Consider the following 24,443-nt stretch of genomic DNA (forward strand, 5'->3'; position numbering starts at 1 on the left):
ATAATAAGAAAGTTTTAACGTCTATTAAGTATATGAGAAAAATTTACATAGTCATAGTATTCTTTATAGGTCTGTTTTTAACAGGTCTTATATACTTTGTTATTACCATAGATAAATCTTTTCAACAGCAAGAAAAGGTAATGATCAAAATAAAACATACTCCTAAGGCTACTTCCTTCCAATACTACATACAAGAAGATACACTTTCTGTATAACATACATTTCAATTACAAAATTATCATTCTTTCATAGCATATCAATTTCTAATCAAAACTATTTTCATTTTCTTAAACACATTTGTTATCAACATATATTATATATCTCTTTTTTTCTTTCTTTAAAATTTTAAAAATAATTGTGATTATAATGGTGTGTTAATAGCGGTATATTTTTTTTAATAAATGTTTTTTTTTTCTGTTATTAAAAGTACTTCTACAGTAATTAACATTAAATTTACATTCTAAACGTTTAATTTTCAATTGCTTTTTAACCTTTATCAACAACTGTTTATAATTATTAACAGGGCTAAATTTTTAATATTTTTAGGTGTTGATAGCTGTTAATAATGGTTGTTGACATTGATGATAACTTTGGATAAATATTTAAAAAATTTACTTGACAAATTCAAAATAGTTTACAATAGGAATATATTCAGTTAACATCAAAATAATTTTAGTAGTTTTTTACAACTAGTTTTCAACAATTCATGTAAAGTTATAACTAATTGAATTTTAAGTAATTGTAAAAAGAAATTTTATCAGTTGTTTATAACCATTTAATTGGTTGATTTATAAAGTGCTAAACTGTGTATAACTACATTTTAATGTGGTTCAATATAAATATAAGCCCAAGGTATTTTGTAAATTTGTATCGGTACTAATCAATTTAAATATAAATATTATGAAAATTGCTATAGGTAATGATCATGCAGGTCCTGAATATAAGAAGGCAATTGTTGATTATCTTACATCTGAGAACATTGAGGTTACTAATTACGGAACCGATACTGCTGATAGTGTGGACTATGCAGATTTTGGTCATCCTGTTGCTACCGATGTGGAAACAGGTGCTGTAGATTTTGGTATTGTAATTTGTGGTAGTGGTAATGGTATTTCTATGACTGTTAATAAACATGCTGGGATACGTGCTGCTTTGTGTTGGACCAAAGAGATTGCCGAGCTGGCACGCCAACATAACGATGCCAACATATTAAGCATACCAGCACGTTATACCTCTATACAACAAGCAGTTGAAATGGTTAAGACCTTTTTAAATACTGAGTTTGAAGGTGGCAGACATGCTACTAGAATTGCTAAAATACCTTGTTAATAAATGGCTTTACAGAAAGAAGAACTTTTTCTAAAAAATAAGAACATAAAACCTACTGCAATGCGTTTACTCGTGTTGCAGTATTTGTTTTCATGTGAAGAGGCTGTTTCTTTAAATCAGGTTGAAGAGGCGCTACCTAACGCCGATAAATCTACCATTTTCAGAAGCTTAAAAACGTTTGAAGAGTTTGGTGTAGTACATAGTATAAGGGAGGCTACCCTTACTAAATATGCATTGTGCAAAACTTGTACTGCAGAGGTTCATACAGATAAACATCCTCATTTTCATTGTAATAAGTGCGATAGTACCATTTGTTTAAGCCATATTTTATTACCTCAAATTCAACTTCCGGAACATTTTAAATTGCAAGAACAAGAATATCTTATTCATGGTATTTGTGATAAATGCAATGCAATTGCATAACCTTTGATGTACCTTTGTAACGTTAATGCTTTTGGTTAGTACCTTAAGCAAGCTATAATAAAGAAAAGGTTACATAGTATGTCTCATAATCACCACCACCACGGTATAGGTCATCATCATCATCATGAGCATGATCTTCATGGAAAAAATTTAATGATTTCTATTTTATTAAACATACTTATTACAGTATCTCAAGTAATAGGTGGGTTAATATCTGGTAGTTTATCGTTAATTTCAGATGCGTTGCACAACTTTAGTGATGTAGTATCATTAATTATCAGTTATGTAGCTAGAAGATTGTCTAAACGGAAAGCCTCTAATAACCGTACTTTTGGTTATAAGAGAGCTGAAATAATGGCGGCTTTTGTAAATGCTGCTACCTTAATTTTAGTGGCTATTTATTTGGTAAAGGAAGCTATAGAACGTTTTGTAGAACCAGTACCTATTAAATCTGGTATTGTAATATGGATGGCAGTTTTAGGAATTGCCGCAAATGGCTTTAGTGTACTGTTATTAAAAGAATCTTCTAAAGGTAATATGAATATGAAGTCGGCTTATATTCATTTATTAACAGATATGCTTGCTAGTGTAGCAGTACTTATTGGTGGCTTGGTAATGAAGTATTTTGAAGTATATTGGATAGATAGCGTATTAACTTTTGCCATAGCCATATACTTAATTTTTGTAGGATGGGATTTATTAAAAAATGCTACCAAAATTTTAATGCTCTTTACTCCAGATGAAATAGATATTAAAGAATTGGTACGTGAAGTACATAAAATAGAAGGTGTTAAAAAGTTACATCATATTCATGTATGGCATTTGAATGAAGATGAATTACACCTAGAAGCTCATTTAGATTGTGATGAGAATATAACACTATTAGAATTTGATACCTTACTTCATAAAATAGAAGCTGTTTTAGATGATAAGTTTGGTATTAACCATATTAATATTCAACCAGAGTATAAAAAGGAAGATATCAAAGATTTTATTGTACAAGATTAAGTATTTTAGCCCTAAATAAGAGTTATGAACATCTATATTAAATCTTTTGAAGAGCTTACAATTCATGAGCTTTATGACCTTTTAAGACTGCGTAGCGAAGTTTTTGTAGTAGAGCAAGATTGTGTGTATCAAGATATAGACGAAAAGGATCAAAAGGCTTTTCACTTACTAGGTGTTAAAGAAGGTAAAGTGATTGCCTATACACGAATATTTAAACCTGGCGATTATTTTGAAAATGCTAGTATTGGTAGAGTTGTAGTACAACAAAACCAACGTACTTATGGGTACGGACACGATATTATGAAAGCGTCACTAACGTTTATTTTAAACTCGTTACACGAGAAAAAAGTAAAAATTTCTGCCCAAGAATATTTAAAAAAATTCTACCAATCTCATGGCTTTACCCAAGTAGGAGAAGGTTATTTAGAAGATGGAATTCCGCATATAGGAATGATATATGAGCCATAAGTATCACTATAAAAGTAACTCACTTACTATATACTACCTTTAAACCTAACATTTATCATACCCACCATTATTGTATTGGTATAAACTGTAACATTTCATAATTTTCTCAATCTTTAAAAGAAAGAAAATTACTATGAAAAAAATTTATATCTTACTCTTTTTATTTGTAAGTACTACAGTTATATATGGTCAAAAATCAGTTCTGAAAGGTACCATATTAGCCAAACAAACCAATGAAACTATACCCTATGCAGAGATAGCTCTGTTAAAAATTTCTACCGCTGATACGTTAAACTTAGGAACCATTACAGATGATAACGGATTTTTTGTTTTAGAGAGTGTACCATATGGTACCTACCAATTAACTGCTAATTTTATGGGCTTTAGTAGTTTACAAAAGGAGGTAGTAGTTAATAGTAAGCAGACAGATTTAGGAATATTGTATTTAGAAGAACGTTTAGAAAATTTAGAAGAAGTAGTTGTAACATCTTCTAAAGCAGCTATAGAATATAAGGTAGACAGACAGGTTATTAATGCTTCTAGTTTTCCGCAGGCCAGCATAGCGGTAGATTTACTTAAAAATGTACCTTCTATTCAAATAGATATTAACGGAGAAGTAACTTACCGCGGAGATGGTACTTTTAAGGTTTACATAAATGGGCATCCAGTGCCTAATGGCACGCAAAAGTTGCAACAAATTCCTGCCGATCAAATAGATAAAATAGAGATAATTACTAATCCGTCTGCTGAATTTAGTGCAGAAGGTACTGCAGGTATTATTCAAATTATATTAAAAAAAACAAGGCTAGAAGGGTATGCTATTAATGTTACAGGTAGCACTTCTACCCTAGGTTCTTATTTTGGTTTTGCTTCTATAGATAAGAAAACTGAAAAAAGTGGGTGGTATATAAATATTAATGGCGGAAAAAGATATTGGAATAAGATTGACTATACCATAGACCAGCAAACCCAAGATAACGGATTGATGTACCAAACCAATCTTGAAGAATCTCAAGATAACGGTTTTAAACGGTTAGTGGTAGAAGCAGGTTTTAATTATGATATAACCCCGAATGATTATATAGATGTGGCCTTAAATTATGAGCCTATTAAAAATCAGAATTTTAATTTAAGTGATGGTTGGGTACAGTCAAATACGTACGATGCAGCACATAATCTTGTAGATGAAGAGTATTATGATTTGGTTAGTAGATATAAAAATAAGTATGGTTATTACGGTGCTGAGGTAGCATATAATCACTTTTTTAACGAGGATAAAAGCCATAAATTAACCTTTAATACCGATTTTTCTAATTATGTAAGACCGTACGAAGAGCAATCTGTTGATAGTAAAATATATGCAAATGAAACCGTAAACTTAGGTTCTACTAATTATGAGGATAATGAAGTATTATTGGGCGGTAAATTAATTTATGAAGTACCTTTTTCTGAAAATTCTATTTTTAATATTGGTGCCGAGGTTAATTTAGATGATATACCTGCCATAGGTACAGAAAACGGAACCTATGATGAAAACGGAGCGCTAGTTCCCTTTTCTGATCAGAGATCTGAACAAGTAATTGACTTTTCAAGAGTAGTGTACGCTGGTTTTTCAAACTTTAGCAGTAAGTTTCATAAGTTTGAATATAAGTTAGGTTTACGATTAGAAAATGAGCATACCACTTCAAATTACGCTTATATAGATAATACTAATACAGCACAGTATATACCTGCATCTTATACACGCACAAAGCTTTTTCCTAACATGCATGTGCTTTATAATATGAATGATAAAACTCAATTAACGGCTAGTTATAGCCGTAGAATTAGAAGACCTAACTATTTTAGTTTGGTTCCAGTAATTCAGTACAATAGTGTTACCTCTTATTACCAAGGCAATGCTAATATAAAACCTACCTATGTAAATGCTTACGAGCTTGCTTATAAAAGAAACTGGACAGATACAGATTACTTAAGTGTACAATTGTACCATAGAATGAGTGAAGGTTTACAAAGTTCTTATAATTACAATTTTGGTGATGGTATATTAATAAGTACTCCTGAAAATGTAGGTAATGCATATAGCACAGGTGTAGAATTTATGGGAAATATAGCACCTACTAAATGGTGGAAAACTAACCTTAGTATAACGTTGTATAATTATAAATTAAAGGTAGCTTTTAATGATCTAGATTATATACAAGAATTTTTTAACTATACCCTTTCTTGGAACAATACATTTACTATAAACGATACGTTTAGTGTACAATCTAATTCTTATTTCTATGGTGATTATAAAGATGCACAAAGTACTTCTAAGGCTTCTTGGTACACTTCAATAGGCATCAATAAATCGTTTTTAGATGATACTTGGAGTATAAACCTATCTGGAGACAATATTTTTAATACTAGAGTGTTTAGAACCGTTACTACAGGTACAGATTTTACCAATTATAGTAAAATGGATTTTAGTCCGTATGTAACCCTAAAAGTGAGTTATACTTTTGATAATCAGCATTAAAAATAAAAAAACACCTGAGCAAAGCCCAGGTGTTAACCCTAATTTTTAGTTAGATAAAAGATTTTTTAACCCCATAAAAAACCCAATCGTATAGCAAATATATTTGTTTCATAAATACCATCAAATACTCAATTTGAGTATTTTTACTCGATAATCGAGATTAAACACTGCTATAGTGGTCTTTTAACTGAGTATATAGTTTATAGCAAAAAGTTGTCTTTAAAGTATTGAATGGTTTCACCAGTAGACTTAAAATTCATCTTTTTTAAGAGGTTTCTGCGGTGTTTATCAACCGTATGTGAGCTTATAAATAAAGTATCTCCAATTTCTTTACTTGTTTTACCCAGCGCTAACTGTCTTATAATATCAATTTCTCTATTAGTCAGTTTATTTTCAATAGATTTTGATGAGAAATTTTTATAAAATAGTGTTTCGTATCCGTTCTTTTCGTTCAGGTATTTTACAGAACCTATAATAGGGTATTCATGCTCAGAACCATTTAAGGTATAGAAAGCAGTGCCTACTATAGGTACATTGTTTTCATCAAATAGTAAAGGCGAAATATGTTCTAGTATATTTACATAAGTTCCATTTTTCTTCATAATTCTAAAGTTGTAAGAAATAGATATTTTACTTCTTTTCTCTACCGGAACTTTAGTAATTATAAACTGCATTAGTTCTTCTGCCGCTTTTAACCAAATAGGAGCATCTGCTAAATGCATTTTAGATAATAGGAATAATATGCTACCATTATCATGCAATTCTTTAAGGGAGTATCCTAAATTGTGCTCAAAATTTTTACTCATAAATTCAAATTTATGAGCAGGTAAATTCACTAAGGCAAAAAACGATTCTATTGGAGGAACCATCTGATCTATTTGCTTCATCCGTTCTACGGATTCGCGAATTTTATCATTAGGTTTAACATCGTATTTTTGAAATAGTTTTGAATAACTATCTATTAATTCTTTGGTATTCATTAACTAAGTAAGCTTTTTTCCATAACAAAATCTTCCATTAGATACCCGTTACCTATATTAATATCCTCTTGCTTAGTTACTTTAAAAGATAATTTTTCATAGGCTGCTATAGCAGCAGTGTTGTACCTGTTTACATTTAATGACAACGTTGTACAAACATTATCTTTAGCAATTTTTTCTATTTCTTTTATAAGCAGTTTTCCAAATCCAGAACGCTGATATTGTGTTAAAATGTAAATTTTATGAAGTTTAGTACAGTTTGGGTTATTCATATAACCTACCTCAAAAGATGCAAAGCCAACATTTTTTTGTTGCTGTTGTGCTACCAGAAATCTGCAATTATTTTTAAGCTGATTTTTTAACGCTTCTATGCTGTACATCATGTTCATCATATATGCTATTTGTTCATTGCTTAAAATGTTCTTAAACGTTTCTGGCCAAACTTCATGTGCCATTTCGTGTATTAGAGATATGTTATCTTCTAATACTTCTTCAATTTCAATATTCATTAGATGTTACTGAAGAATAGAATTATATTTAGGGGAATCTTTCAAAAGTTTCGTAGCTATAACTACAGACTCATCATGAGTTAAGTTATAGGTATACAGACCTTCTTTATAGAAATAATGTTTAATAATATCATTTTCTATAGCATGTCTTATTTCCGTTTTATAAGTGTCTAATGCTTGTTCTTTATTATTTTCTAACGTAGAAAGAAGGTTCTGGTAAGATATTTTAACATCGTTTCCTAACGCTTCTAGCTCATTCTTAGTAAGTAAGTTTTTAAGCTTTTTCTCCGTTTCTGTTTCAAAGTTAAAATCACTTTTCAATACAAACCTTTTAAATCTATTATAGTCGCCATCAGAAAATTCAAAGTCGGCAGCACTTTTTACAGTATTGTTGTAGTAATAGTCATTCACATAGTCAAATATCACATAATCGTTGATTAAAGACTTAGTGAAGTCACTATTTTTCGCTGATGCTACCTGAATATCGGGCATAATACCACCACCATCATAAACAGTTCTGCCATTTTTGGTTTGAAAAGCATTAAAGTCTTTTTCCTGCGTTCTTACAGCGTTATTGTTGGCATCTCTATGCCAGTAGTCTAATGCTTGTATACAACGTCCGCTAGGCGTGTAATAACGAGATATGGTTACTTTTAATTGGGTACCGTAAGATAACTTTAAGGGGCGTTGTACTAAACCTTTACCAAAACTTCTGTCGCCTATAACCACTGCCCTATCTAAATCTTGTAATGCACCCGATACAATTTCACTAGCCGATGCACTGCGCCCATTTACTAAAACCACCAACGGAATTTCGGTATCTACAGGTTTTTTCTTGGTCTTATAGGTTTGATTGAACTTTTTAACTTTAGATTGTGTGGTTACAATAACCTCGTCTTTATCTACAAACAAATTACAAATATCAATGGCTTCTCTTAGTAAACCACCAGGGTTGTTACGTAGGTCTAAAACTAGTTTATTAACCCCCTGCCCTTTTAAATCTTCTAAGGCTTCTTTTACTTGTTTAGAGGCTTTGTTATTAAAACGTTCTAAAACAATATAACCGGTGGTTTCATCTATTTTTCCGTAAAACGGTACGGCATCAATTTCAATTCCTTGTCGCTTAACCTCGGTAGTAAATTGTTCTCCTTGTCTTTTATAAGTTATTTGTATGGTAGAGTTGGGAGCTCCTTTAAGTAAGTCACCAGCATTATCATTAAAATCTTTAATTACTATGTCATCAATTTTAACAATTTCATCTCCTGCTTTTAGCCCTGCTACATCTGCCGGATAGCCTTTATAAGGCTCAATAATAATTAATTTATTCTCAAATGTACGAATACTAGCACCTATTCCGCTGTATTCTCCACTTTGGTTAATGCGGTAATTGGCAACATCTTGTTCATTTAAAAAGTTGGTATAAGGGTCAAGATCTTCCAACATACTTTTAATGGCGGTATCCATTAATTCGCCAGGGTTGGTATCATCTACATAGTTCATATTCAGTTCTTTGAACAGTGTAGTGAAGATCTCAATCTGTTTAGAGATTTCAAAAAAATCGTTTTTAAAAGAGGTACCTACAAATAATAAAACTACAGCCGCACAGCAGATGATAATCTTCTTCTTCATACAATTTGGTTTTAGATGTGGGTTCGCTAGCTAATTTATAAAAACTTTCGGTTTATAATAAGCTTAACGCGTAATAAGTTCATTTTGTATAAACTTTTCAAGTAAACCTTGCATTTTATTTTGAATTAAAACAAAATCAGGAATATCTTTTCCTGTATAAATAAACATAAATGCATAGGTGGTACCTAGCTGTTCTACCAACATAGGTTTTTGCAACCTGTACGCTTCTCTCATGAGTCTTTTAATACGGTTTCTTGTTACCGCCTTTTTAAAAAATCTTTTTGGAACCGAAACAGCTGCTTGAACTGGTACATCTTTGGTAAGTGAAGTAGAAACGTACACAAGCTTTAGCGGATACTTAGATACAGATTTTCCTTCAGAAAATAATTTCTGAATGAGAATTTTACTTTTAAGCTTTTCTTCTTTTGGAAAACTGAAATTCATAAATATCATTGAGTATGGCAAAAGTAATGAAATACTGCTACCCTACACAACTCTTTTATTCTTTAAGATCATCTATTATAGCTCTTATTTCTTTGGCATATTTACCATAAAAGGCATGTACCCACCATTCTAAAATAACTCCCATTAATATTATGGTAGAAGCTACTACAATAAACATGATAGTAATATGAAGTTGTGATAGCTGATGGAGGTCTAAAACAGTTAACCCAAAAACATTTTTATAAAAATGGCCTAGTAAAAACAGAATTAAAAAAGGAGTTAATGCAAACCCAAAGGTTTTATATAGTTCCATATTTAATCTAACATCGTAATAGGTATCATACAAGTTATCACGGGTGTTTAAGGTTACACTGTTTAAGCGTTTTAGAAATATGTGTAGTTTTGTTAAGTAGTAAATACTAATACCGGTAAACAAACTGTACATAAGGTAAAATACGTTTGTTAATGTGTTTTCATATCGGTAAATAACGGGTATAAATCCCAAGACTAAAATAGATAGTACCTGAAACCAAAGTTCTTTTTTAAGGTTTCTTTTAATTTTATCTAATGGTGTATTTGCCGATTGAATTTTGTCTAAGTTTTTGGGTAGTTCTACATTCTTTGTATCATCCTTATCCCAAGCCGATTGTATATCTTTAAAATCCATACCCTTGATTTCTTATAAGTTCTTTTAATTTATCTTTTGCTCTTTTCAATTTAACTCTAGCATTACCCTCAGAAATCCCAAGGTTTAAACCAATCTCTTTATGAGAGAACCCTTCTAATTGATAAAAAATAATGGCTTTGTCAATTTTATTTAATTGGTGTACAGCTTTATAAAAATGAGTTAGCTGAAGTTCTTTTTCTTCAGTGTTTTCTGTGGTGTCTTTTACTTCTGGGGTTGTTATTTGCGAGGTAGTTACTTTCCGTTTTTCCTTTTTTAAATATAGAATAGAAGTATTGACGGCAACCCTGTACATCCAAGTAGAAAACTGACTTTCACCTCTAAATGAATCGTATGACTTCCAAAGCTGTAATACAATTTCCTGAAATAAATCTTCCTGATCTTCGGCATTGTCCATATAAATCTTAGAAACCTTGTATAAGATTCCTTTGTGGTTTTCAATTTTTGCCAAAAATGCTGCTTCAGATTTCTGAGCCATTCGTTTTTTTGAGTTATTACTTATCTTCCTTTTATCTAGTAGGTAAAGAGAAATTAAAAACGTTACAAAAAAAAGGGATTCTAAAAAATTAGAATCCCTTTTTCTATGGTTTTAAAATATTGTACAGTGTTATTTATTCTGCACTATAATCATTATTTTCTCTGTTTACATCGGCCATAAGTTCAGACGGATCTATGTGTATCGCTTTTATCTGAGCTTTTGGTTTTTGTAATGTAACATCATATGTTGGGTATGCCCAAGGCCAATCTGTTAACGTTGTTTTTTTAAAGTCATACGGATTTGTTTTTCCGGCTCTCATCATACGTAACGGAATGTAGAAATATTCAGAAGTACCATCTGTATATTCAACTACTAGATCTATAGGCATTGGCATTAACCCAATTCTTTCTAAAGTTACTACGGTACTATTAGCATCTTCTGTAGCGGTAACTTCTTTAATACCATAATCAATGGTGTTGTTGGTTTCAATCCAATCTGTTAAATACCAATGAAGTTGTGCCCCACTAACTTTTTCTGCAGTTCTAATAAAGTCGTTTGGTGTAGGGTGCTTAAATTTAAAGTCTTCATAGTATTTTTTAAGAGTTTCTAATAGTTTATCCTCTCCTATAACATATTCTAATTGCGATAAGAATATTTTACCTTTTACATACGCATTAATAGAATATGCAAAGTTATACTCATATCTATCGGCATGTGTAGCAGCCGTTTGTGCTTTACCAGATTGTACTAAGTAGTAGTATGCTCTGTACGATCCTTTAAAAGGTGTTTTACTGTTTTTACCACTTACTTCATTTTCTGCTAATGCAGAGATAAAAGAAGTAAATCCTTCATCCATCCAAGGGTGTTCAGCTTCGTTAGTAGCTAAGATATGCTGAAACCACGAGTGCGCCATTTCATGGGCAGTAGTACCAAATAAACCATCGTAATTTTCACCACCAGTAATTAAGGTACACATAGCATACTCCATACCACCGTCTCCACCTTGAATAATAGAATATTGTTTCCAAGGGTACGGTCCTACGTGTTTGCTGTAATACTCCATTAGCTTAGCAGCTTCTGGCTGTACTTTGGTCCAAGCATCTTTTACTTTTTCATCATCTTTAAATAAAAAGTGCATGGTAACTCCGTTTTCTGTAACTAAGGAGTTATGGATATATTCAGGGTCTGCAGCCCATGTAAAATCATGTACATTAGGTGCTTTAAAATGCCAAGTATTTGTTTTACCTCTTCTTTTAACTTTGGTACCAGGTTTTTCATAACCATAACCAATTTCATCACCGTTTTGTAAATAACCAGTACCTCCTAAAATATAGTCTTTGTCAATGGTAATTTTAACATCAAAATCTCCCCAAACACCATGAAATTCTCTTGCAATGTATGGGTCTGCATGCCACCCTTCAAAGTCGTATTCTGCCATTTTTGGGTACCATTGCGTCATAGAAAGTGCTACACCATCTTTGTTATTTCTACCTGAGCGTCTTATTTGTACAGGTACTTGTCCGTCAAAATCCATTTCAAAAGTTGCAGTAGCCCCTGGTTGTAATGGTTTAGCAAGCGTAACCTCTAAAATAGTACCTGATACTTTATACGAAACAGCTTTACCATCTTGCTTTAAAGCATTTACTTTAATGTATCCTATTTCTTCAGGAGTTAATTTAGCAATTCTACTTTCGTATACAGGGTTCTCTTTAGTACCTAAGTTATTCACCATTCTAGAATCTGGATCTGCAATGTTTTGCAAGCGCACATCCATTTCACTACCCGGTTGAAACGCATTAAAGTATAAGTGATAGAATACTTTATTTAATACATCTGGAGAGTTGTTGGTGTATTTTAAGGTTTGTGTACCCTCATACTGATAGTTTTCTACATCCATTTTTATATCCATGGAGTAGTCTACATGCTGTTGCCAATAGGTACTACTCTGTGCAAAAACGCCAAAGGTAATAAGCCCTATTAGGCAACTAAGACCAAAGCTTAATTTCTTCATATAATTAATTTAGTTTGTGTTAAATAAAAAAAACCGCTTTTAAAAATATAAAAGCGGTTTTAAGATTGCAAGATTTTCTTGCATTATAGTTTTACTTTACCTGCATCTACTTGTGCAGCTAAAATAAGTGCGTTATAAGCATTTACCATTTTACCACTCTTAGATAGGTCGGCAAAATTAGCAGTATTTTCAGCATCACCACCAATGTAAACTTTCATATTTGGTGCTAAACCAGACTGCATTAAAATTTGTTTTACTTGTGCAGCAGTTAATTTAGGGAAATAAGATCTTACTAAAGCAGCTACCCCAGCAGAAGCAGGAGACGCCATAGAAGTACCTTGTAAATATTTATACTTGTTACCAGGAATGGTAGCATAAATTTTTACCCCAGGAGAAAATACATCTACATTTGATTTACCGTAGTTAGAAAAAACCGCTACTAACTCAGGACCATACTCATAGTTTAACGCCCCAATGGTAATAAAATTGTCAGACATTTCAGGTCCGGTACCTATTGCATCTTGCGGATAAACAGTTACCTCATCAAGGTTATAAGTATCGTTACCAGCAGCATTTACAATTAACACATCGTGCTCACCAGCATATTTAATAGCATCGTAAACCCATTCTGCATGCGGAGAAAATGCTTTACCAAAACTGGTATTAATTACTTTAGCACCATTGTCTACAGCATATCTAATACCTAAGGCAATATCTTTATCGTACTCATCACCGTTTGGTACGGCTCTAACTGCCATAATTTCTACATTACTAGCAACACCGTTCATACCAATACCATTGTTTCTTTCAGCAGCAATAATACCAGCAACGTGTGTACCGTGTAAAGCTTCATCTGGCTCTGGACCAACTACATTGTTGTTACCATATTTGTTATCTGCAATATCATCTGGGTTATCCCCTAATATTTGTCTTGCATCAAAATCAACGTTTAAGTTATACTCAAGTTGATCAGCATAATGATCTACTCCACCTTTTACGTCTTCAATTAAGTCAGGAATATTATCAGAATAAGCGAACATTTGACCTAGAATGTTTACACTCTGTTTTACTTCAGGTGCTTCATCTTCTACCGCCATTACTTCTTCTTTGGTATAATCTTCTTTACCTAATTTTTCAGATATAATAGCGTGTGCATTTTTAACAGCCGCTAAAAGACCTTCGTAGCGTTCTTTACTATTAACTGCATTTTCGTAATCAGCATCAAATGCTTTTTTAGCAGCTTTGTATTGTGCAGACCCGTCATCACCAGCCTTTACAATACGTGTCATTTCTAGATTTTCATTAACAATATCTCCTAAGAAATTCCATCCGTGAACATCATCAATAAATCCGTTTTTATCATCGTCAATTCCGTTACCAGGAATTTCGTCTTCATTAGTCCAAACAACATTTTTCAGATCTTCATGCTCAATATCAACACCAGAGTCTACAACCCCAACAATTACTTTAGTTGGCTTTAAATCTTTTAATAATTCATAAGCTTTATCAACGCTCATACCAGGAATGGTATCAGTAACCAAATCAAGGTGCATCCAATTTTCAAGTTGATCTTCAGTTAAATCAGCTTTCTTAGCAGAAACAGATGTAATATCACTAATTGGAGTGCTTGTAATTTTAGGTGCCCCACAGCTAGCAAGAATTAAAGCTGCTGTTGCAGTTAAAGCAATTGGTTTTATTATTCTCATTACGTAATGTTAATTAAAAATTTCCTCAAATGTATGAATATCCTTTAATCTTACACCCTTTTCAGTGTGTTTTAATGTGCAAATTTCGTTAAAAGCATCGTGTTCTAATAAAATATAATACTCATTATCAACGGCTTTGTTCAAAAAATCAGCTTTTTCGTCCATAGTAAGTAAGGGTCTGGTGTCATAGCCCATTACATACGGTAAAGGTATGTGCCCTACAGTAGGTAATAAATCGGCAGCAAAAACCAAGGTTTTTCCTTTATACTGAATATGCGGAATCATTTGTTTATCGGTATGCCCATTTGCAAACAGGATATCAAAACCAAGTTCACTGTTTTTTAAAAAATCATTTTCGGGCATCGTAATATAGTTCAATTGTCCGCTTTCTTCCATAGGCATAATATTTTCTTTTAAGAAAGAAGCCTTTTCACGTGGGTTTGGTTTTACGGCCCATTCCCAATGGTCTTTATTGGTCCAGAATTTTGCATTTTTAAATGCAGGCTCATATCCGGTGCGGTCTTTATTCCATTGTATGCAGCCCCCGCAATGGTCAAAATGCAGGTGTGTCATAAATACATCGGTAATATCATCTCTGTGGAAACCATGTTTTTGTAAAGAACCATCTAAGGTATGGTCTCCCCACATATAATAATAACCAAAAAACTTATCACTTTGTTTGTTTCCCATTCCGGTGTCGATAAGAATAAGTCGGTCACCGTCTTCTATTAATAAACAACGTGCTGCCATATCAATCATGTTGTTGGCATCTGCAGGGTTAGTTCTGTTCCATATCGATTTTGGAACTACCCCAAACATAGCACCTCCGTCTAACTTAAAGTTTCCGGATTCTATGGTATATAATTTCATAAGAAATAACTGATTTAAGTATAATGAAGAAAATTTAATTTCTAATTAAATTAGTAAATGCAAAGTATGAAATACCTAATAAAAATTACCTGATTTTAAGATTTTATTAAGAATAGACCTGATAATTTTCTATACCTGATTTTCAGTTGAATATACTTTAGATGAGGTTTCTATGCATACTTTTAAGCGTTTACCATAATCTAGCAAGGCTTTCAATTCTTTTACACCTGCAAGGCGTTCTTTTTTAAATATTAAAATACCTTTACCATTAGACTCAATATGGTAGTAGGGATTGCTTTCAAAAAAATGAACCAAATCATCTGTAAAGAATTCTTGAATTTCTAATTCGTTTTCACCTTTTAAGTAAAAACGTTTAGAAAAATCTGTATGATCTTCAATAGGTATATCTTTAAACCCGGCAAAGGCATATACTTTTTCTATAAAACCTTCTTTATCTAAAGTAAATGTAGGTATGTTGCACTGCGGTTTAATATGCAGCATAGTAGAGCGTATTACCTCTTTAGCAATAAATTCTCCTTCAGAGTATTCTACATCAAATACATGTATACCCGTTTCTATATTAGATAGTTGGTTACAAATATGATGTACTTGTTTGGTAGTAAAGTAATTAAAATGCTCTAAGAATTCTACTTCTTTACGTTTACGTGAATAATAATTAAGTAAATACTGAGCGGCAATTTCTTTTAGAAGCTTTTGTCTTTTGGTAAAATTAGGATCGCGCAACATTTTGGCAACCGGTAATACTCTGCGTAATGCAAAGGGGTGTACAGAATCTGTGTTGTGCATGTCTAAGCCAGTAATATCAAAATTACCTCCTTTTTTAGAAAATAGGTCTTGATAATTATTAAGACTCTCCATGGTAGTGTGGTCTACAAATTCACACATAGAAAAATCTAAAATTACATCGGCTGTTTCAGGTATGGCCTCTAGCTTGTTTTTTAATTTGTAGTAATTTAAAAAGGTGCAGAAGTGTTTTACACTTATAAAATAGCTATCCTCTTTGTCTTCTTCTTCTTTAAACATCAGTACATTAGGTACAAACAAATACCTAAAAAAGAAACCAAAATTTCTTTTAATAAACATATGTATTATAAGCGTTACCAACACACCCATAAGAATGCCCGATATTAACCCAACTGTTAGGGTTACACTTAAAGTAACAAGAAAAATAATAAACTGTTCTTTTCCTATTAAGAGAATTTCTTTTGCGTTTAAGGGCGATGCTAATTTATACCCGGTAAATACCAAAATAGCCATTAAAGCAGGTAGGGGTATACGGGTTAGTTGGGTACTAAACAATACAATAAATACCACCAAAAAGAAGGCATGGAAAAAGTTAGCCGACCGATTGCTACCACCGTTGTTTACATTTACCGAACTACGCGCAATAACCGTAACCACATTTAACCCACCTAAAAAACCACTGGCAATGGTAGCCAAGCCCAAAGCTTTAATATCTTTATTTACATTAGAACGCCTTTTTAATGGGTCTAATTTATCTACTGCTTTGATACTCAATAACGATTCAATGCTGGCGATAAGGGCAAGTGATACTACACTATCCCAAAACAGAAAACCGCTAATACCTGAAAAATCTGGTAAGTGAATATCGGCTATAATTTGGTTTACTTTGGGTATGTCATGAATCATATAATCTGGATGTATAAGATTATGAACACCTAAAACTAATTCGCAGTAATAACTAAAGCCTATAGAAAGTAAAACAATCCACATAGGGGCGGGTATCATTTGCAAATACTTATTTCTAAGCTTAGGATAGATAATCATAATACCTAAACTAGCAACCCCTGCAATAGCTGCATAGGTTAAGCTAACATCTGTATGATGAAAACTTTGGTAAATAGTATGTGGTATTTCTAGTAAATACGCGAGGTTATTATCTCTAACAATTTTGTGCCCTAGCATAATATGAAACTGCTTACCAAGAATAATAAGTCCAATAGCGGCAAGCATACCTTGAATGGCAGAAGAAGGGAAGAAGTCTGAAATTCTACCCAAACGTAAAAACCCTAGTGCCATAAGCATTACCCCCGATACAACAATAGCTGCATACGTACCACTTAAACCTAAGGTGGTAATAGCAACAATTAGCACCCCAACCAAACCATTACCTGGCCCGGTTATGGTAACATTACTACCTCCAAATATAGATACTATTATACCTCCAACCACGGCGGTAATAATACCAGCAATAGGTGGGGCATCACTTGCCATGGCTAAGCCTAAACCTAATGGCAATGCAATTAAGCTAACTACAAAACCAGAAAATATATTTTGCGGTAGGCTTTTTAAAAATGGTTGTATTTGTTTTTCTTTTGGGCTCATTGGTATTATATAACTAGTACATCGGTTGGTAATTCTCTTAATATATACTCTAGGTCATGGGTAAAAAACCGATCCCAGAAGGTGTGTTTATCACTTCCATTCATTACTAATAAATCGGCTCGCATTAATTGCGCATAATGACCTATAGAATACCCGCTTTTACCAAATATAGATTGCGTTTTAATTTGTACGTTTTCTTTATAGGGTGCTGGTATGTCTTCTAATATTTGTTTTACGCGGTAGTCTTCTCGCAAACGTATTCGTTCTTTAACAATAGTAGCCTTTCTTAAGGTTTTATCGTCGTCTACTTTTACTTGTACCTGTTGTTGACTAATTTCTTCTACGATGGTAATTTTTTCTGCTTCTAAGGTATGCGATACATAAAAAGAGGCAGCAACAGTAGCACTGGTTTTGGGGCTACTTAAACCATTTACTACCACATGCTTACAAGGTACCCTGTGCACAGAGGGTTTTATAAGTAAAAGTACAGAACAGTTGGCTTGTCTGGTAATTTTACGGGCTATAGAACCTACATAAAACTTTACTAGCTTTTCCCGCTTTAAGGCACCTAATACCAATAAATCTATTTTTTGTTGCTTAATGGTATCTAAAATAACTTCTACTGGGTTTCCTAATTCATACAAAACTTTGTAGTGAAGCTGTTCTTGTTTAAAGGGAGCTAAAATGCTTTTTAAAGTTTCTTCTTTTTGGGTAGTGCGCTTACCTACGTGCACTAAAATTAATTTGGCATTAAAGCGCAGCGCCAACCGTGAAGCCTCATAAATATTGGCCTTTAGATTTGGAGAAAAGGCAATTCCAATACCTATAGTATTAAAGTTAGTAGGTGTCAATTTTTGCTTTTATTGTTAGTTAGTTGGTAATATAGTTAAAATTTCTAAAAAATGACTATATTAAGAGATTCAGGTGTGCAGTATAATTATATATTTTTTAACAAAAATGTAATTGTAAGCACCTATTTTAGTAGACTTAATCCAAAAAATACCTATGTTAGTTTTAGCCGGAATTGTAATACTTGGAATTTTAGCACAATGGGTGGCATGGCGCCTAAAATTACCTGCTATTTTACCTTTAATTCTTATTGGGTTGGCTGTAGGGCCTTTATCTACCTTTTTCACCCCAGATGGAGAAAAATGGTTAGAGCCTATGTGGAATGGAAGGGACGGTCTTTTCCCAGGGGAACGCTTGTTTAATTTTGTATCACTTGCTATTAGTGTTATTTTATTTGAAGGTGGACTTACTCTTAAACGTTCAGAAATTTTAAATGTTGGCCCTGTAATTATTAAACTAATTACTATTGGTAGTATTATTACTTTTTTTGGTGCAGGTATCGCATCGCATTTTATTTTTGGTTTAAGTTGGCCTATTGCCTTCTTATTTGCATCACTAATTATTGTAACGGGTCCAACGGTAATTACGCCTATTTTGCGAAACATACCACTAAAGAAAGATGTATCTGCCGTGTTAAAATGGGAAGGTATTTTAATTGACCCTATTGGTGCTTTGGTAGCCGTATTGGTATATGAATTTATTAGTGTAGATGCAGGAGGGGAGTTTACCCAAAAAGCCTTAGAAGAATTTGGTAAAATTGTTGTAATTGGTGGGTCTTTCGGATTTTCTGCGGCGTACTTATTGTATTTATTTATAAAGAAAAACTGGATACCACACTACTTAATGAATGTGGTTACGCTATCTTCTGTACTTGGGGTGTTTGTGCTTTCAGATCAGTTTGCACATGAGTCTGGTTTATTGGCTGTAGTGGTTATGGGTATGGTTTTGGGTAATATTAACTTACCCAACCTAAAAGACATACTTTACTTTAAAGAGTCTTTAAGTGTGCTGCTTATATCTATACTGTTTATACTGTTGGCAGCTAACATAAATATGGAAGATTTATACCTTATTTATAATTGGAATACCGTTATATTATTTGCTGTAATAGTATTTGCCATAAGGCCTATAGGGGTATTTTTAAGTACCATAGGTTCTAACCTTAAAACCAACGAAAAAATGTTTATTGGTTGGGTGGGTCCGCGTGGTATTGTAGCTGCTGGTATTGCATCGTTATTTGGTTTAAAATTAATGATGCAAGAAGAACCTGATGCCGAATACATTACTCCATTGGTATTTGTAATTGTATTGGGTACGGTATTGTTAAATGCAACTACTGCACGTTTATTTGCAAGAGTTTCGGGTGTGTTCTTAAAGAACTCTAATGGTATTGTTATTGTTGGGGCATCGCATGTATGCAGATTAATAGCTAAGTATTTAATTAAAAATGGTAGACATGTAGTGTTGGTAGATAGTAACCCAGATAATGTAGAGCGTGCCAATGAAATGGGAATAGATTCTACAGAGGTAAATATATTTACAGACGATCTTACTGCTAATATTGAGTTTAACAATATTGGATATTTATTGGCTTTAACAGCTAGTGATGAGGTAAACAAGTATGCACTTAATAAGTTTCATAAACATTTAGGAGAAAACGGGTCGTTCCGTTTAATTTCTTCAGAAGAAATAGGGCAGGAGGATTTACCTAAAGAACAAATATTTTCTCAGCACGATGATTATATTAATTTAAGTGAGGTAGCCAGAGATTTCCCGAATATTATAGAATTGAATTTAGAGTCTAAAGAGCATTACATTAAAGAGGTTACCCGATTGAATAAGGAGATTAAAACCATTCCGTTATTTATAAAAGACGATGAGGGTACATTGCATATTATAGCCGCGTTAGATGCTAACTTTAAAATAGAAGAGGGGTACCAATTAGTGTACTTAGGAAAACCTATGGAACTTCTAAACCCAGATAGTTAATTTATATTTTAACAAACTAAATATAAAATGAAAGCGCCTCTAAGAGTACTATACTTTTAGAGGCGCTTTACAATTACCAAATTAAAAAAACATAAATTGTTATATAAGCTCTTTTAGATATTTCATATTTGATTTAGCCGATTCTATTACCTCAGCAGTATCTCCGCTTAGCATTAGTTTACCCATACTTTCCGCAAAGCCTTTCATTTGTTCAAATGTTACTTTAGGAGGCATAGCCAAGGCATTTGGGTCGGTAAAAATATTTACCACCGCAGGCCCGTCATGTACAAACGCCATTTTTAGGGTATTTTCTACATCTTTAGGTTCGTGTGCGGTAAAGCTTTGAATATTCATAGCTTCGGCAACTTTGGCAAAATCTGGGTTTACCATGTCGGTTTGCCAATCGGGTATACCAGCAACTTCCATTTCTAGTTTTACCATACCTAAGGTACGGTTGTTGAAAATGATAATTTTTACAGGTATGTTATATTGGCTAATAGTCATAAGATCGCCTAACAGCATGGTAATACCACCATCACCACAAAGCGCCACTACTTGTCGTTCTGGGTGCGATAGCCCTGCACCAATAGCCATAGGCATTGCATTAGCCATAGACCCGTGATTGAATGAACCGGTTAAATAACGGTTTGTTTTTCCTTTTAAATAACGTGCTGCCCATACAGCAGACATACCCGTATCTACAGTAAAAATAGCATCGTCACTAGCTAAGTTATCAATTAACGAAGCTACATATTCTGGGTGTATTTTTTCTTCTTTTCCTTTACCTTCTACATAACTCTGGTACTTCTCATTAATTTGGTTATGTAATTTCAACATATCATCTAAATAGTCACTTTCTTTTTTCTGATCTATTAGTGGCAGCAATACTTCCAATGTGTTTTTAATATCTCCACAATAACCATAATCTACTTTGGCACGTCTACCAATATTTTCTGGTTTAATATCTATTTGAACAATGGTATTTTTTTCTGGCAGAAAATCGGAGTAGGGGAAGTCAGTTCCTAGTAATACTAAAAGGTCTGCCTCGTGCATGGCTTTAAAACCCGATTTATTTCCTAACAATCCATTAAGTCCAACTGCATATGGGTTGGTATCTTTATCATAGAAAATTTTACCTCTAAAGCTATAACCAATTGGAGCGTTTAATAAGTGAGCTAATTTTAAAACCTCATCATAGGCATCTTTAGCGCCATACCCACAATATAGCATTACCTTTTTATTACTGTTTATTACTTCTGCTAACTCTTTTAACTGGTCTGCTTTTGGTGTAATTAAGGCGGTGTTATAATAGTTTTTAGTAGAAGTAACAATATCTTCTGCTTTGGCAGAAGCCACATCGCCTGGGAGTCCAACAACTGCTACCCCTTTAAGTTGAATTGCATGTTGAATAGCAGCTTGAACCCCTGTAACGGCCTGTTTGGGAGTGTTGGCCATAAAACAGTATTTGCTACAATCGTCAAACAGCTTTGTAACATTGGTTTCTTGAAAATTATCGGTTCCTAATTTGTGTGTAGCTACTGTAGAAGCAATGGCAATTACCGGGTTGCCCGAGCGGTTAGCATCATACAACCCATTAATTAAGTGTACGTGCCCTGGGCCACTACTACCCATACAGCAACCAATACCGTTAAGTTCGGCATCCATAGAAGCAGCATAAGCACCGGCTTCTTCATGCCTTACGTGTATCCATTGGATAGAGCCCTCTCTTCTTACCGCATCATTTACAGGGTTTAAACTATCGCCGGTTACTGCATAAATTCTTTTTATTCCGGCATCTACTAACATTTCTACTAGTTTGTCTGCTACACTTTTCATGTTTCTTTATTTTTTATTTAGTACCCTAGATGCCTACGGAAGCAGGCAACTAGAAATTCAAATTTTATGTATATAAGTACTTCATCATATCCTGATGAAAAATCCTATATAAAGGTACCCAATAGGTATGGTAGTTGCTGTTAACAGACTGGTAATACTTACCTTATAAGTGCTAAGGTTATTATAAAATTATGCGTGTAATTTGTTCCGTAAGGTAATTACCTCTTTTTGCAGGCTGTCTATTTGTTTAAGTAAATGCTGTATAGCATCTATACCCTCCATGTTAATGTTGAGGTCGTAGTGCAAGCGCATCATACGTTCTACATCTTGCAAGTGTTTTTCGGCTATAAAAGCCTCATTGTTTTTATTAATAATAATTTCTACAAAATCATATTTAGCCAAGCTGTGTATAAATGTAGGCTCTATACAATGCGATTTACAAAAAGTAGTAACCGATATTAACTGTTCTGTTTTCATGCTCTTAGTTTTTGTAGTTGGGCAAATAGTTCTTTTTCTTCATGGGTAAGGTTTTGTGGCATTTGTACTTTAAAGGTCACGTACAAGTCGCCAAACTTACCTTCTTGCTTGTATACAGGGAAACCCTTACCTTTTAGTTTTACCTTGGTATCGTTTTGGGTTTCGGGTTGTAAGGTTAGCTTGGCTTTACCATCAAAAGTATCAATAGTAATGCTACCTCCTAATAACGCCGTGTACAGGTCTACGGGTACGGTAGTGTACAAATCGTTTCCGTCTCTTTTAAACTGGGTAGGGTTGGTAATATCAAAGGTTATGTACAAATCTCCCTTAGGGCCACCATTCGCACTTTCTCCGCCATGTCCTTTAATTTTAATGGTTTGTCCGTTTTCAACTCCAGCCGGAATGGTTAACCGTATATTTTTACCATTTACGGTAAGGGTACGCTTATGGGTGGTATATACATCGTGCAAACTAAGTTGTAGGGTAGCGTTAAAGTCTTGCCCACGGTAGCGCTGTTGTTGTCGGCTACTGCGTCTATTACCAAATACCTGTTCAAAGAAATCAGAAAAATCATCATCGTTACCAGAGGTATAGGTGTATTGCTGGTGTGCGCCACCGCCAAAACCACCAAAGCCACCAAAATCTTGCTGTGATTGTTGCTGACGCTGTTGTTGGCGTTGCGCTTCTTCATAGGCTTCGGCATGCTCCCAATGCTCACCATACTGATCGTATTTTTTACGTTTTTCAGGGTCACTAAGTACTTCATTGGCTTCATTAAGTTGTTGAAATTTTTTATGAGCCTCCGAATCATTAGGATTCAAATCTGGGTGGTATTTACGAGCTAGCTTACGGTATGCTTTTTTAATCTCGTCGGCAGAAGCCCCTTTTTGTAACCCGAGCGTTTGATAGTAGTCTATAAATTCCATAACTCCTCAAGTTTTTATTTCTAAGTTACGGAGATTTCAGGGTTTTGTTACCTAAAGAAATATTAAAATGTGGGGAGGGGTTTTTATGGGAGATAGTTAAATATTGATTATTTTTATCCTGTAAAGGGTATACTATGAAATCTGAATTAAAATATATTGAGCTTAAAAGTGGATATGGTGATTGCGGACCTGCCTGGATTGGTATGGTAACTTTTTCTAAATCGGGTAAAACAGTTTACTTTAACGGAAAGGCTTTGAAAAGCTTGAATGGTATGGGAATATCGGGTAATTATTATGATATAGAAACAAGGGAAGAATACTGGGTTTCTGGAGTTAAGAAGGATGGGTCTGATAGACATTGGGCCGGAGGTGGAAGCATATTTATTGATAAGGAAGTTGTTGATTTATACTTGAGTAAAGTAGGTTTCGATAGTCTTGATAAGAATAAATATGAATTAATAGATATCTTACCTACTGATAAAGATAAGTTTACCAGATTAGAGAATGAAAGGAATTAACTATTGTGTTTTTAAGAAATTAATGAACAGACGATACCTCTTTATATTTGCATTACTATTGATTTCCTGTTTGGAAACCATCATTTCTAAATTTAGAAGGAGTTATATTAAATAAATATTTAAAGATTTGATTAACAATAAGAAAATTTTGATTTCTATTTTACTAAATTCATTAATACTAATAGGGGCAGGTTATGGTTTGGGAATATTAGTATTATTAGATTTTATAAGTATAAATATTTTTCTAAAGGAAGATTTTAATTTTCATTTGGATGAGACTTATGATAGTAGATTGATCGCAACAGGATTAATAGCTTTTTTAGGAAAATTAATTCTTTTGTTAAGTATGCTGATGACAAATTTTTATTTAAAAAATGGATAGCCAATCTTGGGTTTTTAATGTTAATAGCATCATTTATG

At 33.3% G+C, this 24,443-nt stretch carries 23 protein-coding genes; 9 read left to right on the top strand and 14 right to left on the bottom strand.

All coding sequences use genetic code 11. From position 1 onward, the window contains the following. Positions 1-32: 32 nt before the first annotated feature. The 6 genes from Y10_RS02740 to Y10_RS02765 all read left to right on the top strand — a co-directional run bounded on the left by Y10_RS02740 (position 33) and on the right by Y10_RS02765 (position 5,749). Positions 33-215: a hypothetical protein gene (locus Y10_RS02740; protein ID WP_281763832.1), complete on the top strand. Its 183-nt coding sequence runs from the start codon at positions 33-35 to the stop codon at positions 213-215. Positions 216-900: 685 nt separating this feature from the next. Beyond that, positions 901-1,329, top strand: a complete 429-nt coding sequence (gene rpiB, locus Y10_RS02745; protein ID WP_281763833.1) for a ribose 5-phosphate isomerase B — start codon at positions 901-903, stop codon at positions 1,327-1,329. Between the two features lie 3 nt (positions 1,330-1,332). Further along, the gene (locus tag Y10_RS02750; RefSeq protein WP_281763834.1) at positions 1,333-1,752 is read left to right on the top strand and encodes a Fur family transcriptional regulator; all 420 of its coding nucleotides are present in this window, start codon (positions 1,333-1,335) and stop codon (positions 1,750-1,752) included. A 78-nt stretch (positions 1,753-1,830) separates the two neighbouring features. Then, the gene (locus Y10_RS02755) at positions 1,831-2,760 is read left to right on the top strand and encodes a cation diffusion facilitator family transporter (RefSeq protein ID WP_281763835.1); all 930 of its coding nucleotides are present in this window, start codon (positions 1,831-1,833) and stop codon (positions 2,758-2,760) included. 24 nt (positions 2,761-2,784) lie between these two features. After that, positions 2,785-3,228: a GNAT family N-acetyltransferase gene (locus Y10_RS02760; RefSeq protein WP_281763836.1), complete on the top strand. Its 444-nt coding sequence runs from the start codon at positions 2,785-2,787 to the stop codon at positions 3,226-3,228. A gap of 133 nt (positions 3,229-3,361) precedes the next feature. Then, positions 3,362-5,749 carry an outer membrane beta-barrel family protein gene (locus Y10_RS02765; RefSeq protein WP_281763837.1) on the top strand — a complete coding sequence of 796 codons (2,388 nt, stop codon included), beginning with the start codon at positions 3,362-3,364 and terminating at the stop codon, positions 5,747-5,749. Between the two features lie 200 nt (positions 5,750-5,949). Here Y10_RS02765 and Y10_RS02770 read toward each other — a convergent pair whose 3' ends face one another. The 11 genes from Y10_RS02770 to Y10_RS02820 form a co-directional block, all read right to left on the bottom strand. Then, positions 5,950-6,729, bottom strand: a complete 780-nt coding sequence (locus tag Y10_RS02770) for a LuxR C-terminal-related transcriptional regulator (RefSeq protein WP_281763838.1) — start codon at positions 6,727-6,729, stop codon at positions 5,950-5,952. Then, positions 6,729-7,238, bottom strand: coding sequence for a GNAT family N-acetyltransferase (locus tag Y10_RS02775; RefSeq protein WP_281763839.1), 510 nt, complete (start codon positions 7,236-7,238; stop codon positions 6,729-6,731). The genes Y10_RS02770 and Y10_RS02775 overlap by 1 nt, the downstream gene beginning before the upstream one ends. A gap of 6 nt (positions 7,239-7,244) precedes the next feature. Beyond that, positions 7,245-8,867: a S41 family peptidase gene (locus tag Y10_RS02780; RefSeq protein ID WP_281763840.1), complete on the bottom strand. Its 1,623-nt coding sequence runs from the start codon at positions 8,865-8,867 to the stop codon at positions 7,245-7,247. Between the two features lie 63 nt (positions 8,868-8,930). Then, the gene (gene rnpA / locus Y10_RS02785; protein ID WP_281763841.1) at positions 8,931-9,311 is read right to left on the bottom strand and encodes a ribonuclease P protein component; all 381 of its coding nucleotides are present in this window, start codon (positions 9,309-9,311) and stop codon (positions 8,931-8,933) included. Between the two features lie 55 nt (positions 9,312-9,366). Continuing rightward, positions 9,367-9,978 (bottom strand): hypothetical protein, encoded by a 612-nt coding sequence (locus Y10_RS02790; protein ID WP_281763842.1) that lies wholly within the window; start codon positions 9,976-9,978, stop codon positions 9,367-9,369. Next, positions 9,968-10,474 carry an RNA polymerase sigma factor gene (locus Y10_RS02795; protein WP_281763843.1) on the bottom strand — a complete coding sequence of 169 codons (507 nt, stop codon included), beginning with the start codon at positions 10,472-10,474 and terminating at the stop codon, positions 9,968-9,970. The genes Y10_RS02790 and Y10_RS02795 overlap by 11 nt, the downstream gene beginning before the upstream one ends. Positions 10,475-10,607: 133 nt before the next feature. Next, the gene (locus Y10_RS02800; protein ID WP_281763844.1) at positions 10,608-12,485 is read right to left on the bottom strand and encodes a M1 family metallopeptidase; all 1,878 of its coding nucleotides are present in this window, start codon (positions 12,483-12,485) and stop codon (positions 10,608-10,610) included. An 83-nt stretch (positions 12,486-12,568) separates the two neighbouring features. Continuing rightward, on the bottom strand, positions 12,569-14,191 hold the full coding sequence (locus Y10_RS02805; protein WP_281763845.1) for a S8 family peptidase: 1,623 nt from the start codon (positions 14,189-14,191) through the stop codon (positions 12,569-12,571). A 9-nt stretch (positions 14,192-14,200) separates the two neighbouring features. Continuing rightward, complete coding sequence (locus Y10_RS02810) at positions 14,201-15,061, bottom strand: MBL fold metallo-hydrolase (protein WP_281763846.1); 861 nt, start codon at positions 15,059-15,061, stop codon at positions 14,201-14,203. 129 nt (positions 15,062-15,190) lie between these two features. Then, entirely contained in the window at positions 15,191-17,428 is a 2,238-nt protein-coding gene (locus Y10_RS02815) for a SulP family inorganic anion transporter (protein WP_281763847.1), read from the bottom strand. A gap of 5 nt (positions 17,429-17,433) precedes the next feature. Continuing rightward, on the bottom strand, positions 17,434-18,279 hold the full coding sequence (locus Y10_RS02820) for a universal stress protein (protein ID WP_281763848.1): 846 nt from the start codon (positions 18,277-18,279) through the stop codon (positions 17,434-17,436). A gap of 154 nt (positions 18,280-18,433) precedes the next feature. Here Y10_RS02820 and Y10_RS02825 point away from each other — a divergent pair, with 154 nt between their 5' ends. Continuing rightward, positions 18,434-20,266: a cation:proton antiporter gene (locus tag Y10_RS02825; RefSeq protein ID WP_281763849.1), complete on the top strand. Its 1,833-nt coding sequence runs from the start codon at positions 18,434-18,436 to the stop codon at positions 20,264-20,266. Positions 20,267-20,365: 99 nt separating this feature from the next. Here the strand turns inward: Y10_RS02825 and Y10_RS02830 are convergent, their stop codons facing one another. The 3 genes from Y10_RS02830 to Y10_RS02840 form a co-directional block, all read right to left on the bottom strand. After that, complete coding sequence (locus Y10_RS02830; RefSeq protein WP_281763850.1) at positions 20,366-22,102, bottom strand: thiamine pyrophosphate-dependent enzyme; 1,737 nt, start codon at positions 22,100-22,102, stop codon at positions 20,366-20,368. Between the two features lie 189 nt (positions 22,103-22,291). Then, positions 22,292-22,579 carry a chaperone modulator CbpM gene (locus tag Y10_RS02835; protein WP_281763851.1) on the bottom strand — a complete coding sequence of 96 codons (288 nt, stop codon included), beginning with the start codon at positions 22,577-22,579 and terminating at the stop codon, positions 22,292-22,294. Continuing rightward, a complete protein-coding gene (locus Y10_RS02840; RefSeq protein WP_281763852.1) occupies positions 22,576-23,505 on the bottom strand; it encodes a J domain-containing protein in 930 nt (309 codons plus the stop codon). The genes Y10_RS02835 and Y10_RS02840 overlap by 4 nt, the downstream gene beginning before the upstream one ends. A gap of 134 nt (positions 23,506-23,639) precedes the next feature. Between Y10_RS02840 and Y10_RS02845 the strand changes: the two genes are divergently transcribed. Together Y10_RS02845 and Y10_RS02850 are read left to right on the top strand one after the other, a co-directional pair. Beyond that, positions 23,640-24,023 carry a hypothetical protein gene (locus Y10_RS02845; RefSeq protein WP_281763853.1) on the top strand — a complete coding sequence of 128 codons (384 nt, stop codon included), beginning with the start codon at positions 23,640-23,642 and terminating at the stop codon, positions 24,021-24,023. Positions 24,024-24,150: 127 nt separating this feature from the next. Continuing rightward, positions 24,151-24,405: a hypothetical protein gene (locus Y10_RS02850; protein WP_281763854.1), complete on the top strand. Its 255-nt coding sequence runs from the start codon at positions 24,151-24,153 to the stop codon at positions 24,403-24,405. Positions 24,406-24,443 lie beyond the last annotated feature (38 nt).

It is taken from the genome of Neptunitalea lumnitzerae (genome assembly GCF_027924185.1).
In the GTDB taxonomy this organism is placed as follows: domain Bacteria; phylum Bacteroidota; class Bacteroidia; order Flavobacteriales; family Flavobacteriaceae; genus Neptunitalea; species Neptunitalea lumnitzerae.

Coding starts and splice junctions, on each gene's coding strand:
- Y10_RS02810 (WP_281763846.1), bottom strand. CDS start 15,061: ATGAAATTATATACCATAGAATCCGGAAACTTTAAGTTAGACGGAGGT.
- Y10_RS02800 (WP_281763844.1), bottom strand. CDS start 12,485: ATGAAGAAATTAAGCTTTGGTCTTAGTTGCCTAATAGGGCTTATTACC.
- rpiB (WP_281763833.1), top strand. CDS start 901: ATGAAAATTGCTATAGGTAATGATCATGCAGGTCCTGAATATAAGAAG.
- Y10_RS02755 (WP_281763835.1), top strand. CDS start 1,831: ATGTCTCATAATCACCACCACCACGGTATAGGTCATCATCATCATCAT.
- Y10_RS02795 (WP_281763843.1), bottom strand. CDS start 10,474: ATGGCTCAGAAATCTGAAGCAGCATTTTTGGCAAAAATTGAAAACCAC.
- Y10_RS02780 (WP_281763840.1), bottom strand. CDS start 8,867: ATGAAGAAGAAGATTATCATCTGCTGTGCGGCTGTAGTTTTATTATTT.
- rnpA (WP_281763841.1), bottom strand. CDS start 9,311: ATGAATTTCAGTTTTCCAAAAGAAGAAAAGCTTAAAAGTAAAATTCTC.
- Y10_RS02840 (WP_281763852.1), bottom strand. CDS start 23,505: ATGGAATTTATAGACTACTATCAAACGCTCGGGTTACAAAAAGGGGCT.
- Y10_RS02815 (WP_281763847.1), bottom strand. CDS start 17,428: ATGAGCCCAAAAGAAAAACAAATACAACCATTTTTAAAAAGCCTACCG.
- Y10_RS02775 (WP_281763839.1), bottom strand. CDS start 7,238: ATGAATATTGAAATTGAAGAAGTATTAGAAGATAACATATCTCTAATA.
- Y10_RS02835 (WP_281763851.1), bottom strand. CDS start 22,579: ATGAAAACAGAACAGTTAATATCGGTTACTACTTTTTGTAAATCGCAT.
- Y10_RS02760 (WP_281763836.1), top strand. CDS start 2,785: ATGAACATCTATATTAAATCTTTTGAAGAGCTTACAATTCATGAGCTT.
- Y10_RS02830 (WP_281763850.1), bottom strand. CDS start 22,102: ATGAAAAGTGTAGCAGACAAACTAGTAGAAATGTTAGTAGATGCCGGA.
- Y10_RS02740 (WP_281763832.1), top strand. CDS start 33: ATGAGAAAAATTTACATAGTCATAGTATTCTTTATAGGTCTGTTTTTA.
- Y10_RS02825 (WP_281763849.1), top strand. CDS start 18,434: ATGTTAGTTTTAGCCGGAATTGTAATACTTGGAATTTTAGCACAATGG.
- Y10_RS02750 (WP_281763834.1), top strand. CDS start 1,333: ATGGCTTTACAGAAAGAAGAACTTTTTCTAAAAAATAAGAACATAAAA.
- Y10_RS02845 (WP_281763853.1), top strand. CDS start 23,640: ATGAAATCTGAATTAAAATATATTGAGCTTAAAAGTGGATATGGTGAT.
- Y10_RS02770 (WP_281763838.1), bottom strand. CDS start 6,729: ATGAATACCAAAGAATTAATAGATAGTTATTCAAAACTATTTCAAAAA.
- Y10_RS02765 (WP_281763837.1), top strand. CDS start 3,362: ATGAAAAAAATTTATATCTTACTCTTTTTATTTGTAAGTACTACAGTT.
- Y10_RS02805 (WP_281763845.1), bottom strand. CDS start 14,191: ATGAGAATAATAAAACCAATTGCTTTAACTGCAACAGCAGCTTTAATT.
- Y10_RS02790 (WP_281763842.1), bottom strand. CDS start 9,978: ATGGATTTTAAAGATATACAATCGGCTTGGGATAAGGATGATACAAAG.